The 15,276-nt window shown below is 55.1% G+C and carries 17 protein-coding genes; 14 read left to right on the top strand and 3 right to left on the bottom strand.

Annotation, left to right across the window (positions count from 1 at the left end):
- Positions 1-330 precede the first annotated feature (330 nt).
- The gene (soxS, locus tag AWR26_RS23825) at positions 331-654 is read right to left on the bottom strand and encodes a superoxide response transcriptional regulator SoxS (RefSeq protein WP_017459478.1); all 324 of its coding nucleotides are present in this window, start codon (positions 652-654) and stop codon (positions 331-333) included.
- Positions 655-735: 81 nt separating this feature from the next.
- Between soxS and soxR the strand changes: the two genes are divergently transcribed.
- The 11 genes from soxR (at position 736) to AWR26_RS23770 (ending at position 10,901) form a co-directional block, all read left to right on the top strand.
- Positions 736-1,194, top strand: coding sequence for a redox-sensitive transcriptional activator SoxR (soxR, locus tag AWR26_RS23820; protein ID WP_064568782.1), 459 nt, complete (start codon positions 736-738; stop codon positions 1,192-1,194).
- Positions 1,195-1,460: 266 nt separating this feature from the next.
- Positions 1,461-2,129 carry a glutathione S-transferase family protein gene (locus tag AWR26_RS23815; RefSeq protein ID WP_064568781.1) on the top strand — a complete coding sequence of 223 codons (669 nt, stop codon included), beginning with the start codon at positions 1,461-1,463 and terminating at the stop codon, positions 2,127-2,129.
- A gap of 300 nt (positions 2,130-2,429) precedes the next feature.
- On the top strand, positions 2,430-3,779 hold the full coding sequence (gene ghxP / locus AWR26_RS23810; protein ID WP_043955634.1) for a guanine/hypoxanthine transporter GhxP: 1,350 nt from the start codon (positions 2,430-2,432) through the stop codon (positions 3,777-3,779).
- Positions 3,780-3,915: 136 nt separating this feature from the next.
- The gene (locus tag AWR26_RS23805) at positions 3,916-5,562 is read left to right on the top strand and encodes a Na+/H+ antiporter (protein WP_064568780.1); all 1,647 of its coding nucleotides are present in this window, start codon (positions 3,916-3,918) and stop codon (positions 5,560-5,562) included.
- A gap of 116 nt (positions 5,563-5,678) precedes the next feature.
- On the top strand, positions 5,679-6,530 hold the full coding sequence (locus AWR26_RS23800) for a MurR/RpiR family transcriptional regulator (RefSeq protein ID WP_064568779.1): 852 nt from the start codon (positions 5,679-5,681) through the stop codon (positions 6,528-6,530).
- Positions 6,531-6,781: 251 nt separating this feature from the next.
- Positions 6,782-7,618 (top strand): transporter substrate-binding domain-containing protein, encoded by an 837-nt coding sequence (locus AWR26_RS23795; protein ID WP_043955629.1) that lies wholly within the window; start codon positions 6,782-6,784, stop codon positions 7,616-7,618.
- Between the two features lie 2 nt (positions 7,619-7,620).
- The gene (locus tag AWR26_RS23790; RefSeq protein WP_064568778.1) at positions 7,621-8,253 is read left to right on the top strand and encodes a DUF1989 domain-containing protein; all 633 of its coding nucleotides are present in this window, start codon (positions 7,621-7,623) and stop codon (positions 8,251-8,253) included.
- On the top strand, positions 8,237-8,884 hold the full coding sequence (locus AWR26_RS23785; RefSeq protein WP_064568777.1) for an urea carboxylase-associated family protein: 648 nt from the start codon (positions 8,237-8,239) through the stop codon (positions 8,882-8,884). The genes AWR26_RS23790 and AWR26_RS23785 overlap by 17 nt, the downstream gene beginning before the upstream one ends.
- A gap of 3 nt (positions 8,885-8,887) precedes the next feature.
- Positions 8,888-9,538, top strand: a complete 651-nt coding sequence (locus tag AWR26_RS23780) for an amino acid ABC transporter permease (protein ID WP_064568776.1) — start codon at positions 8,888-8,890, stop codon at positions 9,536-9,538.
- Positions 9,538-10,206: an amino acid ABC transporter permease gene (locus AWR26_RS23775; RefSeq protein ID WP_064569100.1), complete on the top strand. Its 669-nt coding sequence runs from the start codon at positions 9,538-9,540 to the stop codon at positions 10,204-10,206. Before AWR26_RS23780 ends, AWR26_RS23775 begins: the two co-directional genes overlap by 1 nt.
- 14 nt (positions 10,207-10,220) lie before the next feature.
- Positions 10,221-10,901, top strand: coding sequence for a DUF1989 domain-containing protein (locus tag AWR26_RS23770; RefSeq protein WP_064568775.1), 681 nt, complete (start codon positions 10,221-10,223; stop codon positions 10,899-10,901).
- 14 nt (positions 10,902-10,915) lie between these two features.
- On the opposite strand, the gene AWR26_RS23765 is transcribed toward AWR26_RS23770, so the two are convergent.
- Positions 10,916-11,830: a LysR family transcriptional regulator gene (locus tag AWR26_RS23765; protein WP_064568774.1), complete on the bottom strand. Its 915-nt coding sequence runs from the start codon at positions 11,828-11,830 to the stop codon at positions 10,916-10,918.
- A 163-nt stretch (positions 11,831-11,993) separates the two neighbouring features.
- The gene (gene attM, locus AWR26_RS23760; protein WP_064568773.1) at positions 11,994-12,785 is read right to left on the bottom strand and encodes an AttM family quorum-quenching N-acyl homoserine lactonase; all 792 of its coding nucleotides are present in this window, start codon (positions 12,783-12,785) and stop codon (positions 11,994-11,996) included.
- Positions 12,786-12,948: 163 nt separating this feature from the next.
- Here attM and AWR26_RS23755 point away from each other — a divergent pair, with 163 nt between their 5' ends.
- The 3 genes from AWR26_RS23755 to AWR26_RS23745 all read left to right on the top strand — a co-directional run bounded on the left by AWR26_RS23755 (position 12,949) and on the right by AWR26_RS23745 (position 15,195).
- Positions 12,949-13,836, top strand: coding sequence for a LysR family transcriptional regulator (locus AWR26_RS23755; protein WP_064568772.1), 888 nt, complete (start codon positions 12,949-12,951; stop codon positions 13,834-13,836).
- Positions 13,837-14,117: 281 nt separating this feature from the next.
- Positions 14,118-14,549, top strand: a complete 432-nt coding sequence (locus AWR26_RS23750; protein ID WP_064568771.1) for a VOC family protein — start codon at positions 14,118-14,120, stop codon at positions 14,547-14,549.
- Positions 14,550-14,670: 121 nt separating this feature from the next.
- A complete protein-coding gene (locus AWR26_RS23745) occupies positions 14,671-15,195 on the top strand; it encodes a GNAT family N-acetyltransferase (RefSeq protein WP_064569099.1) in 525 nt (174 codons plus the stop codon).
- Positions 15,196-15,276: the final 81 nt, after the last annotated feature.

Below are 15,276 nucleotides of genomic sequence, written 5' to 3'. Positions count from 1 at the left end.
ATTGATAAATGTATTAAAGCTACAGGCGTGCAGACCTGTGAATATTTAATGAGGTTCGTCGGTAGAGTGAACTGACGGACTTTATAATAAATTTTCTATTTTATAAGCGTGGAAAACAATCAATGGTGAGGTAATTAGGAATTTTAATTCCGGCGTTACTGAGAAAACGGAATTATTTCAGGAAATGCAGTAATTCAGAAAAATAGTGACAAAAAGGTTAATAAGAGAGGCAGTCTGTTTATCGCTGGCGAAGGGGGATACGGCGGTAAACCTGGGCGGGCGGTGAAGATTTATCACACCTGCTCGCCCTGAATGCTGTTTTGAGAGTTGTCAGGCCTGGTGCCGGTAATCGCTGGGGGTGCGATCGAATTCACGGCGAAACACCCGCGAAAAGGTCTGCTGCGAGACGTACCCTAAATCCATCGCAATATCAAAAATAGGGCGTTGCGTGGTGCGCAGCGCTTCGGCTGCCAGCAGTAATCGGCGCTGGCGAATATAGTCGCCCAGCGTTTGATGCATCACGGTACGGAACATTCTCTGTAGATACCACTTTGAATAACCTGACTTTCTGGCGACTACATCAATGTTCATTGGTTGGTCGATATGTTCATCAATCCATTCGATAAGCGTCTGAATAATTTGCTGATGGGACATAAAGCTTCCTCATTTCCCGATTCGTCGTTTTGTCTGGGAGCGAGTATAATTCCTCAAGTTAACTTGAGGTAAAGAGGTTTTATGGAAAAGAGAATGCCACGCATTAAAGCGCTGCTCAGTCCCGGAGAAGTGGCGAAACGTAGCGGGGTAGCTGTCTCTGCGCTGCACTTTTATGAGAGCAAAGGGCTTATCAAAAGCCAGCGCAATAGCGGCAATCAGCGGCGGTATACCCGCGATGTGCTGCGCTATGTGGCGATCATCAAGATTGCCCAGCGCATTGGTATTCCGCTGGCGACCATCGGCGAAGCGTTTGGGGTTTTGCCGGAGGGGCACACCCTGAGTAAAAAAGAGTGGAAGCAGCTGTCGTCGCAATGGCGGGAAGAACTGGACCGGCGTATTCATACGCTGGTTGCACTGCGTGATGAGCTGGATGGCTGCATCGGCTGCGGCTGTTTGTCACGCAGTGAATGCCCGTTGCGTAACCCTGGCGATCAGTTGGGGCAGCAGGGCACCGGCGCGCGCTTGCTGGAAGATGACTGAAACGCGCAAAAAACTAAAGCGCCCGTTGGGGCGCTTTAGTCGTTTTCCGGTCTTTGTCTTTCTCTCTATCCCGTTCTTTTACAGGAGGGTTTCCCCCGACATCAGCACCCCTCAAGTATGTTGGAGGTTCCGGATTGTGCTGACACTTTTAGTGTAGTTCCCTTATGTAAAACTGCTACTTTTTTGCTCACTTTTTTTCAGGATATTTCCTCCGCCGTTTCGCTGATTTCCTATAGTTAATGCGTCAATCCGCACAGGAGTAAACCATGCTTACGGTGCATCACCTGAATCAATCGCGCTCGCAGCGCATTCTCTGGGCTTTGGAGGAGCTGGGCGTGCCGTACCAGATCGTCCGTTATCAGCGTGAAAAAACCATGCTGGCACCCGAATCACTAAAAAAAATTCACCCGTTGGGCAAATCGCCGGTGGTGGAAGATAACGGGCTTATCATCGCTGAGTCCGGCGCGATTCTCGAATATTTGCAGGAAACCTACGATCCGGAACACCGGTTTGCGCCGCAAGCGGGAAAAAGCAAACAGGATTACCGCTTCTGGCTGCATTACGCCGAAGGTTCGCTGATGCCCCTACTATTGATGAAACTGATAATGACACGCCTTAGCAAACCGCCTGTACCGTTTGGCGTGCGCAGCGTCGGTAAGCTGCTGGCGAGCGGCGTGGAGAAAGCCTTTCTCAACCGGCAACTGGAAACCCACGCGCGCTTTATTGAAGCGGAACTGGCACAACATAGCTGGTTTACCGGCAATCAGCTCAGCATGGCGGATATACAGATGAGTTTCCCCGTATTCGCGCTGCTGGCGCGCGGCGGTGTGGATGATCTTCCCAATTTACGGGCGTGGAAAAAGCGGGTGGAAAGGCGTCCGGCCTGGCAGCGGGCGATTGTCCAGGGTGGGCCGTTTGATTTCCCCGGCGGCTAAGAATGTTCGTAATATGTTGCAAAGTTGCGCACCGACGATAACGTTTGCGCATCGTCCGCCTGGATCTTCGCCGCTATAAGCAAAATTTAGCAAAAAGCGGCAAAGTTCAGTTGAAAAGCGCCATATAAACGCTGGATAATCGTTTGCCTTTTTTTGACCACTCGTTGTATGCGCGGAGTTAAACGTTTGCTTTTTTGTGGCCCCTTACCACAACGCAGCACAGGGAGATGACGTTTAACCGGCAGTGGACTGTCCACCACGCAATACAATGCACAATAAAATTCTCAGGGGATGTTTTCTATGTCTACGCCTTCTGCGCGTACCAATGGTTCGCTTGACGCACTGTTTAAAATTTCTGCCCGCGGCAGTACCGTTCGTCAGGAAATCGTTGCCGGTTTAACCACGTTCCTCGCGATGGTCTATTCGGTGATCGTGGTGCCTGGCATGCTGGGTAAAGCAGGTTTCCCGCCTGCTGCAGTTTTCGTCGCCACCTGTCTGGTCGCCGGTGTTGGCTCCATTGTGATGGGGCTGTGGGCGAATCTGCCGCTGGCCATCGGCTGCGCTATCTCTCTGACCGCGTTCACCGCTTTCAGCCTGGTACTGGGTCAGCACATCAGCGTACCTGTTGCGCTTGGCGCGGTGTTCCTGATGGGTGTGCTGTTCACCATTATCTCTGCGACCGGCATCCGTAGCTGGATCCTGCGCAACCTGCCGCATGGCGTTGCGCACGGCACCGGTATCGGTATCGGCCTGTTCCTGCTGCTGATTGCCGCAAACGGTGTTGGCCTGGTGATCAAAAACCCGCTGGACGGTCTGCCGGTTACACTGGGCCACTTCGCCAGCTTCCCGGTGATCATGTCGCTGATTGGCCTGGCGGTGATTATCGGTCTGGAAAAACTGAAAGTGCCGGGTGGCATTCTGCTGACCATCATCGGCGTTTCCATCGTTGGCCTGATTTTCGATCCGAGCGTGCACTTCTCCGGTATTTTCGCTATGCCGTCGCTGAGCGATGACAAAGGCAACTCGCTGATCGGCAGCCTGGATATCGTGGGTGCGCTGAATCCGGTGGTGCTGCCGAGCGTACTGGCGCTGGTGATGACGGCGGTGTTTGACGCCACCGGTACTATCCGTGCGGTCGCGGGCCAGGCCAATCTGCTGGATAAAGACGGCCAGATCATCGATGGCGGCAAAGCGCTGACCACCGACTCCCTGAGCAGCGTCTTCTCCGGTCTGGTCGGCGCGGCGCCGGCTGCGGTGTATATCGAATCGGCGGCAGGTACGGCGGCAGGTGGTAAAACAGGTCTGACCGCGATTACCGTCGGCGTGTTGTTCCTGCTGATCCTGTTCCTCTCTCCGCTCTCTTATCTGGTTCCGGCGTACGCCACCGCGCCAGCGCTGATGTACGTGGGTCTGCTGATGCTGAGCAACGTGGCGAAAATTGATTTTGCTGACTTCGTGGATGCGATGTCCGGCCTGATCACCGCCGTGTTCATCGTGCTGACCTGTAACATCGTTACCGGCATCATGATCGGTTTCGCCTCGCTGGTGATTGGCCGCGTGGTTTCCGGTGAGTGGCGCAAGCTGAACATCGGGACTATCGTGATTGCGGTTGCGCTGGTTGCCTTCTATGCAGGCGGCTGGGCAATCTGAGCCATAAAGGATTCCCTAATGGGCGACTCCGGTCGCCCATTTTTTTTGCCCACAGCCCGGTTTCTTTGCGTTAAGCTGAATGCTCTGGCCTCAAGGTCTGAGACCGCTATAACAAAACATCGCAAACAGGGAACGCATGGAAATATTTTTTACCATTCTTATCATGACGCTTGTGGTGTCGCTCTCGGGCGTCGTCACGCGTGTACTACCTTTTCAAATCCCGCTGCCGTTGATGCAAATCGCCATCGGCGCACTGCTGGCCTTTCCTACGTTTGGCCTGCATGTCGAGTTCGATCCGGAACTGTTTCTGGTGCTGTTTATCCCGCCGCTGCTGTTTGCTGACGGCTGGAAAACGCCAACGCGCGAGTTTCTCGAGCATGGCCGCGAAATCTTCGGCCTTGCGCTGGCGCTGGTGGTGGTCACCGTGGTGGGGATCGGCTTTTTAATCTACTGGATGGTGCCTGGCATTCCGCTGGTGCCTGCTTTCGCGCTGGCGGCGGTGCTGTCGCCAACCGATGCGGTGGCGCTCTCCGGCATTGTCGGCGAAGGGCGCATTCCGAAAAAAATCATGGGTATTTTGCAGGGCGAAGCGTTGATGAACGACGCTTCTGGCCTGGTGTCACTGAAATTTGCCGTCGCCGTGGCGATGGGGACGATGGTTTTTACCGTCGGCGGTGCCACGGTCGAGTTTCTGAAAGTGGCGATTGGCGGCCTGCTGGCTGGCTTTGTGGTGAGCTGGCTGTACGGCCGTTCGCTGCGCTTTCTCAGCCGCTGGGGCGGTGATGAACCGGCCACGCAAATCGTGCTGCTGTTCCTGCTGCCGTTTGCTTCTTATCTGATTGCAGAACATATCGGCGTTTCCGGCATCCTGGCCGCCGTTGCGGCGGGGATGACTATCACCCGTTCCGGCGTTATGCGCACCGCGCCGCTGGCGATGCGGTTGCGCGCTAACAGCACCTGGGCGATGCTGGAATTTGTCTTTAACGGCATGGTGTTCCTGCTGTTAGGCCTGCAACTGCCGGGCATCCTGGAATCATCACTGGTGGCGGCGGAAGCCGATCCGAATGTCGAAACCTGGATGCTGTTTACCGATATCGTGCTGATTTATGCCGCGCTGATGCTGGTGCGTTTTGGCTGGCTGTGGACGATGAAGAGATTCAGCCTGCGTTTCTTACATAAAAAGCCAATGGAGTTCGCCTCCTGGAGCGATCGCGAACTGCTGATCGCCACCTTCGCCGGGGTTCGCGGGGCCATCACGCTGGCCGGTGTGCTTTCTATTCCGTTGCTGCTGCCCGGCGGCGATGTCTTCCCGGCCCGTTACGAGCTGGTGTTCCTTTCCGCCGGGGTGATCCTCTTCTCGCTGTTCGTTGGCGTCATCGCGCTGCCGTCGCTGTTGCAGCATATTGAGGTGCGCGACCATGCTCAGCAGTACAAAGAGGAGCGGATGGCGCGTGCGGCGACGGCCGATGTGGCGATTGTCGCGATCCAGAAAATGGAAGAGCGCCTGGCAGCGGATGCTGAAGAGAATATCGATAACCAGTTGCTGACGGAGGTCAGCTCGCGGGTGATTGGTAATCTGCGACGCCGCGCGGATGGGCGCAACAACATCGAAAGCTCACTGCAGGAAGAGAATCTGGAGCGCCGTTTTCGTCTGGCGGCGCTGCGCTCTGAACGCGCCGAGCTTTACCACCTGCGCGCCACCCGGCAGATCAGCAACGAGACGCTGCAAAAACTGCTGCACGACCTCGATTTGCTGGAAGCGTTGCTGCTGGAAAATAAATAATCTCCTTTCGGGGCGGGCTTTCCCGCCCCTTTTCCCCGTGCCATAAAAATCTAAAATTCTGATGACATCCGGGCCTGCTCTGTGCAGGATGAGGTTTTTCATTTCAGGGAATTACCATGAGTGCAAAAACGGCATCGCTAGAAGGCCGGATCCGACAGCACTGGGATCAACTCTCCAGCCACGAGCAGCGGCTGGCCGATGTGCTGCTTGCCGCTCCTGGACAGCTGGCGATGAACACCGCCACCGAGCTGGCGCAAAGCGCAGGCGTTTCCAAAGCCACCACCACTCGTTTTTTCCGCCATCTTGGTTATGAGAGTTATGACGCGGCACGCCGCCAGGCGCGCGAAATGCAAAGCAGCGGATCGCCGCTCTATCTGCAAGCCGCGCCGGGCGCTTCGCCGATGGACAGCGTGATGCAGCAGCATCTGGAAAAAGAGATCGCTAACCTGGTGAACAGCTACCGCACGCTGGATAGCGCGCAGTTGCAGGAGGCGATTGCCGCCATTGCCCAGGCGCGTCGCGTGGTGGTGATGGGCTGGCGGCACAGCCAGACCATTGCGCAGTTGATCTATCGCGACCTGGTACATGTGCACTCTGATGTGCGCTTGCTGCCACGGCCTGGCGATTCGCTGGCTGAACATCTGGCGGCGCTCGGCCCGCAGGATGTGGCGATCTGCGTTGGTCTGCGGCGGCGGATGCCCGCGCTGGATGCCGCCATGAGCGCGCTGGCGGAACGGCAGGTGCCGATGCTTTACCTGGCGGATGTGCTCTCCGGCAAACCGGCACGCCATGCGCAATGGGTGGTTCGCTGTCACACCGACGGCAGCATGCTGTTTGACAGCACCGTTGCCCTCTCCGGCGTGTGCAATCTGCTGTGTTCGCTGGTGGCCCGCCAGATGGGCAAAAGCGGCAACGATCACCTCGCGCAGGTTGAAGCGTTGCATCAATCCCTAGACGAACTCGAATAACGCCCCATTCTGGCGCAGATTGCGCCAGAGTTTTCCCCAAAAGAGTGCTTATTGCCTTTCCCCGGCTGGCGTCGCATCGCTTTGTGAGAAACGTTAGAAATACAAATCAAAATTTAAGAAACAAATGTTTCTTTATGATTTCATGAGGAAAAGGCGTTTCTCATGGTGATCGGTTAAACCGTGGTGAAAAAACTGGCACAAAAAGTGCTCACCTGAAAAAGACATTTCACCAACACCAGGGAAACACCACAATGAAAAAAACAGCACTGCTGATCGCCGCTCTTCTTTCCGTGGGCACACTGGCGCAGGCACAGGCCGATACGCTGTCCGACATCAAGAGCAGCGGCAAAATGACGGTCGGCATCGACCCCACTTTTCCACCGTATGAATACACCGACGATAAAGGCGAGATCACCGGGTATAGCGTGGCGATCATGCAGTCGTTCGCCAAAGATCTCGGCGTGAAACTGGAATTTCAGAAAACCGCGTTCAGCGGCATTTTACCGGGGCTGATTTCCGGAGCGTTCAATGCCGAAGGTTCCACGCTTAATGTGACGGCCGAGCGTGCCAAAAAGGTACTTTTTACCGTGCCTTACAGCAAAACGGTGAACGGCGTTCTGGTGCGTGAGGATGAAGCGAAAGCCCTGAGCGGCAAGCCGCTGAGCCCGGAAAGCCTCTCTGGCTTGCGCGGCGCGGTGAAAACCGCCAGCGTGCCGGAGCAACTGCTTAAAGGCTTTAATAGCGAGCTGAAAAAAGCCGGGAAAAAACCGATCACCATCATCAGCGTCGATTCCCTCGATCAGACCGTCAGCACGCTGATGACCAAACGCGCCGATTTCGTCTATGACGACATTTCAGTGCTGGCTCCGGTGGTGAAAAAGTATGCCGGTAAAGTCGCGCAGGTGGGTGAAGTTGGGCCGTCGCAATGGATGGCGTGGGCGACGCGCAAAGAGGACAGCAGCCTGAACAAAGCCATCAGCGACCATATTCTGGCGATGCAGAAAAGCGGTCAGTTGACCCAACTGCAACAGCAGTATCTCGGCACCACCTTTACCGTTCCGGCCAGTGATTTCATTCCTCAGGAGTAATTATGTGTCAATCCCACCTGACGGTTCCGGCGGGCCACGGCAAAACCTTCCGTGTGCGTAAAGGGCAGTTTATTACCGTTATCGACAGTGAAGGGCAGCAGGCCGCCGATTTTGTGGCGGTCAATGCTGACAATCTGAACGAGAAGTTATCGCCGGTGCATACCCGCCAGCAGTTGCGCTCACTCTTTTTTGAACCGGGCGATGCCCTGTGGTCGAGTGAGAATCGCCCGATGCTGCGCATCGTTGCCGACACGATTGGCATTCACGATGCCAACGTACCGGCCTGCGATCGGACGCGGTTTAGCGTTGATTTCGGTGTTGAAGGGCATCGCAACTGCGTGGATAACCTGCTCGAAGGGATGAAAGCGCACGGCGTGACGTACTTTACGTTGCCGGAGCCATTCAACCTGTTTCAGAACGGCCCGGTTACCGCCGACGGGCGTATGGAAGTGACCGATCCGCACAGTAAAGCCGGGGATTACATCACTTTTGAAGCCCTGTGCGATCTGATTTGCGCTGTCTCATCCTGCCCGCAGGACATCATTCCTGGCAACGGGTTGCAGGTGACGCCGATTGATATTCGCATCAGCGACCACTTCCCCACAGAGGAGAAGCTCCATGTTGTTAATGCGTGAGGAATTTGCGGAAAACGCGATACGCCCGCTGGCGGCACCGGTGGATATCGCCGCCGGAAGCGTTGGATCGATTCGCGTACTGCGCGGCCAGTTATTGCGCATCACGGCAATGGGCGATGGCGCAGTGGCGTCGCTGTTTGGCTTTAGCGTGGAGGATCCGGCTGTCTGGCTCTCGGTGCATCACACGCGGGTATTTAGCAATAGTTATCTGCTCGGTTCCGGTATGCGCATGGTCAATAACCGTCGTCGCCCGATGATGGTGCTAGGTAAAGATCGCGTGAAACGCCACGACCTGTTGCTGCCTGCATCAACCCGCGCGTTTCTGGCGGAAAAGGGCTATGACGGCGAAGGGTGCATTGAAGCCGTCAGCGCAGAACTGGCGCGGCGGGGGATGAGCGTGCCGAAACTGCCCGATCCCATCAACCTATTTATGCATGTCCGCTTAACGCGCGACGGCCGCATTGTGCCGGAAACCAACCTCACGCAGGCTGGCGACAGCATTACCTGCCGGGTGGTGATGGATACGCACTTTATTGTCTCCGCCTGCAATACCGGCATTGAGGGGAATGATAAACCCGCGCCGCTGCGGTTGTCGGTGGCGGAAAACCTGACCGGCTTTGGCCCGGAGTAATCCATGGGGCTGGATCAACAGGTACTGGCCGCGCTGCCGGAGTTAGGGCGCGGGTTGCTGATGACGCTGCTGTTAACCGTGCTGGCGTCGCTGGTGAGCGTGGTGATGGGGCAACTCGGCTGCTTCCTGCAACTGCGCCGGGCCTGGATCTGGCGAACCTTCGGCCGCTTGTATGTCAGCCTGATGCGCGGGACACCCGCGATTGTGCAACTGTTTGTGGTGTTTTTTACCCTGCCGAAACTGGGGCTTGGCGGGCAACCGTTGCTGGCGGCGGTGCTGGCGATCGGTTTAAACAGCGGCGCGTATGTTGCTGAAATCCTGCGCGTTAACCGGCGTCTGGTCACGCACGGGCAACTGGAAGCGGCGCGGACGCTGGGGCTAAACCGCCTGCTCACCTGGTGGTATGTCATTAATCCGCAGGTGCTGCGTGCCAGTCTGCCGATGCTGGTGAATGAGTTCACCATTCTGCTAAAAACCACGCCGCTGGCCTCGGTGGTGGCGCTGACTGAGCTGACCTTTGCCGGGCAGATTGTCATCGCGCGTACCTATGAAGCCACGCAAGTGCTGTTGCTGGTGGCGGCGGGATATCTGTTGATTGCGCTGCCACTGACCACGCTTGCACGGCGGCTGGAAGCGAAACGGAGGCCGGCATGATGGACTGGCAGGCCATTATTGATGCGCTTCCTTCACTGGGTGAAGGGATGGCGGCAACGTTGCAACTCTGCGCAATGGCGGCGATCTGTTCGCTGCTGTGGGGAGCGTTAATGGCGGCGGCGTTAATGCGGGCGTCGCGCTTCTGGCAGCGGCTATTGCGGGTGTACAGCAACATCACGCTGGCGCTGCCGCTGCTGGTGGTGATTTATCTGCTCTACTTTGTGCTGCCGGAGTATGACATCACGCTCTCATCGCCGGTGGTCGGCGTGCTGGCGTTAACGCTCTATTACGCGCCCTATATTGCGCAGGTGATCCGCGCGGCCATTGAAGCGTTGCCCAAAGGGCAGTGGGAAGCCTGCCGGGTTCTCGGGCTCAGCCGCCGCGAGCAACTGCGCGATGTGGTGCTGCCGCAGACCCTGCCGCAGATGCTGTCGCCGCTGGTTGGTCTGATGATCGGCCTGATTAAAGATTCAGCCCTGCTGTCGATTGTCTCGGTACAGGAGTTTATGTACGCCGCCAAACAGGCGATATCGGAAACCTATGCGCCGCTGGAGATCTACCTGACGGTCGCGCTCTGTTACTGGCTGCTGAACAGTCTGCTTGACTGGCTGGCGCGCCATTTTGAATTCCGTATGACGCGCTATCGTCGCGGCATGCAACATGAATAAACCAGGAGAGAATCATGTCTGCTGAATTGCAGCACCGTGAGGTGGTTACGGTTCCGGCACGTTACGGCAAAGCCGTGCGCTTAAATAAAGGGGAAGCGGTGCAGGTGATCAATCTGCATGGTACGCAGGTGGTGGATTGCTGGGCCTATAACGCCAGCGATGTCAGCGAATATATGTGCATGGAAGCGACAAGGGTATGGAACCAGCGCCTCAACCCGCGCGTGGGCGACAGCTTTATCACTGACCAGCGCCACCCGATCCTGACGCTGGTGGCGGACACTTCGCCAGGCGTACACGACACATTTATGGCCGCCTGCGATGCCCGCCGTTATGAACTGTTGGGCTGTACTGAGCCGCATCGCAACTGCCATGACAATCTGCACGAAGGGATGGCGGAACTGGGCGTGACGCTGCCCCATGGCAATCTCGCGTCCTTCAATATTTTCATGAATATCCAGGTGCAGCCGGATGGTATTACCCTGAAGACGCTGCCGGTCGTGACGAAACCTGGGGATTACATCATTCTGCGCGCGGAGATGGATTGCTATGTGGCATTTTCCGCCTGCCCGCAGGATATCGTCAGCATTCAGGGGCAGGGAGATAACACCCCGCGCGATGTGGAGGTGCGTATTCTGACGGCAGGATTTCCGCAGGTGAATCTGCAAGGTCCGTGGGTGCCGGGCAACGCCGCCTGAGTGATGCCGGGAAGCTACGCTTTTCCTGCAGGCAATGATGACGCGCCAGGCTCAAGCCAGAACCCTTCACAACAGCTTAACCACGCCTGCGCACTGTGGGAAAGATAGACGCCTTCGCGCCAAATCATCCCCAGTTGCCAGCGTAACTCGCTCTGCAAAGGAAGCCAGCGCAGGGTTTGTTTATCCAGCCGCTGGCAAATCGGCTCCGGCAGAATGGCTATGCCGACGCCTGCCTGCACCATCGCCGCCAGAAAATCCCACTGCCCGCTCCGCACGGCGATGCGCGGCTTCACGCCGTGCTGATTGAACAACTGCATCAACTGGCGGCTGAGGGCAAAATCTTCGTTGTAGATAAGCAAAGGGTGCTCGCCTAACTCTTCCGGCGTGACCGCTTCATGTTTCAGCCAGATGCCGGAGCGCGGCACCAGCACACACATTGGGTAGCTGAACAGCGGCATCGTCGCTAAGCCGCTGTCATCTTCAACCGGCAGCGCGGTCATCGCCAGATCCAGCTCGCTATTGCTTACCGCATGCTGCACCGTCAGACCGCCAAATTCGGCAATTTTCAGCTCGACGCCGGGATAACGCTGACGAAACAAGCTGATCGGCCCGGCCATCAGCATGCCCACCATTGGCGGAATGCCGAGGCGCAACAGGCCTTTGTTCAGATGGTTGATATCGCCAAGCTCCGTTTCTAATTGCCGGAATTCGGCGAGGATCGCCATGCCGCGCTCAAATACTACGCGGCCGGTATCGGTCAGCAGTAATTTGCGGCCATCGCGGATCAACAATGTGCAGTTGAGTTCATCCTCAAGATTTTTCAGCATCTTGCTGATGGTCGGTTGGGTGACGAACAGGCGCTCCGCCGCGCGGGTGAAACTTTGCTGGCGTACCACCTCGACAAAATAGCGCAGCGTTCTGATGTCCATAATGATTTCCTGGAACTCGGGATGCGATGAGTTTAATTCATTTCGCCAATGGAAGGGCGCTCTCTGTACTGCTCCTGCAGCCAATTTATTGGCAAACGGATATAAGAGATATATCACGTCTGCCCTGGTGCGGTTACTGGTTCCGGCGGCGTTGTATATCGGGTTAGTTATACCCCTCGGTTTTCATGACATAACGTGGCCAGATATCTGGATCGTGGCCTGGGATAATCTCTGCATTGTGCATTTCTGTTAACGCCCTGAGTTTTGCGACCGAACGTGCCGCTTCACTGGCGGAAGTCATCAAACCGGGCAGGGCTTTATCGTAAAAATGGTCGAGTGTATAAGCGGCGTCGATCGCAAGAGTAAATGTCCTTCCGCTGGGAAGTGAGACGATGAAGGACTGATGCCCTGGCGTATGGCCGGGTGTGAAAAAGGCCTGTAAAACACCATCGCCGTACAGGTCAAAACCGTCTGTTTCCAGGCCTTTCAGGAAGTGCCATTTCAACCCTTTACGATCAAAATCCTGCCGACAATACGCGCCAGCCGCAAACCAGTCCGGTGAAAAGGCATAGTCATACTCCTCGCGTTGCACAATATGCGTAGCCGCAGGAAAGCGACCAATAGCCCCTGTATGGTCAGCGTGGAGATGGGAGAGTAAAACATAACGCACGGATTCCGGTGATATGCCCAGATTCGTCAGTTGACTGGCACAACCCTGATCGGCATCCATGATGGGCTCATAGTGTTCAACGGCATTTCCCCAGTAGCCATGAGGATTGTTCAACCCTTCGACAGCCAGGCCACCGTCAATAACGGTATTGCCCTGCGGATGTGTCAGTAAAAACCAGGGAACGGGAATGACGTAGCTGTCACCCTTGCCCTGATTCATCCTGATGTCATGATATTGGCAACGCTGGTGACCCGACTGCAGAATATAAAGTTTTATTTCTGACATTGATCTTTACCTGTGGAATTCAATGAATTTATGTCTCTGTCACGCCATGAGCCGCGACAGGAAATCTATTGTCCGCGACGTCAAAAACATCAGGTAGAGATGAGCAGCCACTATCATTTATCGGTTTTACCAATATAATCCCAGCATGGATCTCCTTACGGCAATGCGCATTTTCATTCGGGTGGTCGAGCGGGGAAATATGTCTGCCGCCGCCCGGGATCTCGGCATCGGACAACCGGCGGTCAGTGAACGGATCGAGCGTCTGGAAGCTCATCTTGGTACGCGCCTGTTGCGACGTCACACGCGTCGAATGTCCCTCACCAGTGCCGGCACTCTGTTTTATGAACGCAGTAAAAGTGCTGTCGCTGCGGCAGAACATGCGCTGGCAATCGTCAATCCTACAAATTCGCTTCACGGAACGCTGCGTATCGCCGCGCCCTATGGAGCCGGAGAAGCCTTGCTGATGCCCGCCCTGATAAAACTTCAGGCTGAATATCCCGATCTGCAAATAGAGCTGATACTTAATGATCTTGTGACGGATCCGGTTACGGAAGGCGTTGATATTTCATTGCGTCTGGGGGAGATGGGGGAAGGGTATTATATTGCCCGTCAGTTAGGCCGCGTGGGGCGTTTACTGGTAGCCTCGCCCGCTTATCTCCATCGCCATGGCTCGCCGGGTTCGCCCGCTGAACTTGTCCGGCATGCCTTTGCACGCGTAGCGGGCTTGTTTATGAACAACCATGTTGCCCTGATAGCACCTGATAAATCATTACTCAGTGTGCCCGTGAAGATAACATTCAGTACCAGCCACTGGCGGCCATTGCATACTGTTCTTCTGGCCGGAAGTGCCATCGGGGTCTTGCAATCTCCCGTGTGCAGGCAAGATATTGCGCAGGGGAATCTTGTGCCAGTTTTACCCGACTACGTCGTTCCGCCGTTCAATGCCTACCTGCTTTATCCGCCAGCAAACATCATTTCGGCCGAAACCCGAATATGCGCAGCTTTCCTTGAAAACGAACTTCGCGCCAGCCTTGCAGACTTAGCCGCTTAAAACAAAAATAAGCGCCTGTGGCTAAAAAGAAATCCGATATCCCCTTTTTCATACCCTACTGAGTTTTTCCTGGCGCGACGTCAACATTATTAATATGCGCCACGGGAGCCGTGACTCAGGGTAATTTCCCATTGCAGAAACCGGACATGCAGAGCTCATAACCTGACCTCCTGTGCCACTACAAATTTTAGTGGCCTGTATAGCTTAACTTGCATATTGACCCAAAGTTAACTTGAGCTTTTATGATGCCTGCCACGAGCTAATAAGGAGTTATTCTGGGTATGAAAGATATTGATGTGGGATTTACACATGTTGCATTTATGGTCAGGGATTTGGACAAAAGTATTGCTTTCTATCGCCGCTATGCTGGCATGGAGGTGATACATCAGCGCGAACCCGGCGTCCCGGATGCCCGCAAGGTTGCATGGTTAAGCGACCATACACGCCCATTTGCGCTGGTTCTGGTGCAGGCGGACAATATAACTGATACCCCGCTGGGTAATTTTGGTCACCTTGGCGTTGCCTGCGCAACTCGCGAAGAAATTGATCGTAAAACCGCTATGGCAATCGCTGAGGGTGTATTAAGGAAAGCACCGGAATATCTGGGTGATCCCGTCGGTTATTATGTTTTCTTTGCAGATCCTGACGGAAATACCTTAGAACTTTCATTTGGGCAACGTGTTGGGCTTGAAGCAATACGGGCTTCCCATTAGCCCAGCGTTTAATTACGGATATGTGTGCGGGGTACATTTTCAATGTATCGACATCATCGTTTAACGTTGCCGAATAAATTCCAGCCAATAAAGAACCGTCGATAAGGGAGAAAACATGGCACTGGTGTTGCCGCTACAAACTCAACAATTATTATTGCGCAAGTTGAAACCTGCCGATCTGCCGCAGCTTGCGCACTACCGCGACAAGCCTGACGTCGCCCGTTTCCAGAGCTGGGAGCATTATACTTTGCAGGATGCTGAGAAATTATACGCGCAGCAGCATTCGCTGGTGTTCAACAGCGATGAAACCTGGTATCAGCTTGCTGTTGAACGGCGGGAAGATGGCGCACTGATAGGGGACATCGGTATCCATTTTTTTGATGAGGGGAGACAGGCTGAACTGGGCATGACCTTTGATGTGGGATATCAGAAGCAGGGATATGCCCGGGAGGCAATGCGTGCCCTTATCGCGCTGCTTTTTAATGATTTTGCAAAGCACCGGCTTACTGCAGTGGTTGACACCCGTAATACACGTGCCGTGAACCTTCTGGAAAAACTGGGTTTTCGCCGCGAAGCACATTACCGGCAGAACATTTTTTTTAAAGGGGCGTGGGAGGATGAATATCTTTATGCGCTGCTGAATTAAGAAATTAATCAACAAGGCTGCCCCCTTTATTCGGGCATCTTGAATGAAAAAGGCCCCGTCAGGAGCCTGATATTTTTTAAA

The sequence above is a fragment of the Kosakonia oryzae genome, assembly GCF_001658025.2.
In the GTDB taxonomy this organism is placed as follows: domain Bacteria; phylum Pseudomonadota; class Gammaproteobacteria; order Enterobacterales; family Enterobacteriaceae; genus Kosakonia; species Kosakonia oryzae.
The sequence above is the reverse complement of the archived record's forward strand: the minus strand, read 5'-3'. Positions and strand labels throughout refer to the sequence as shown.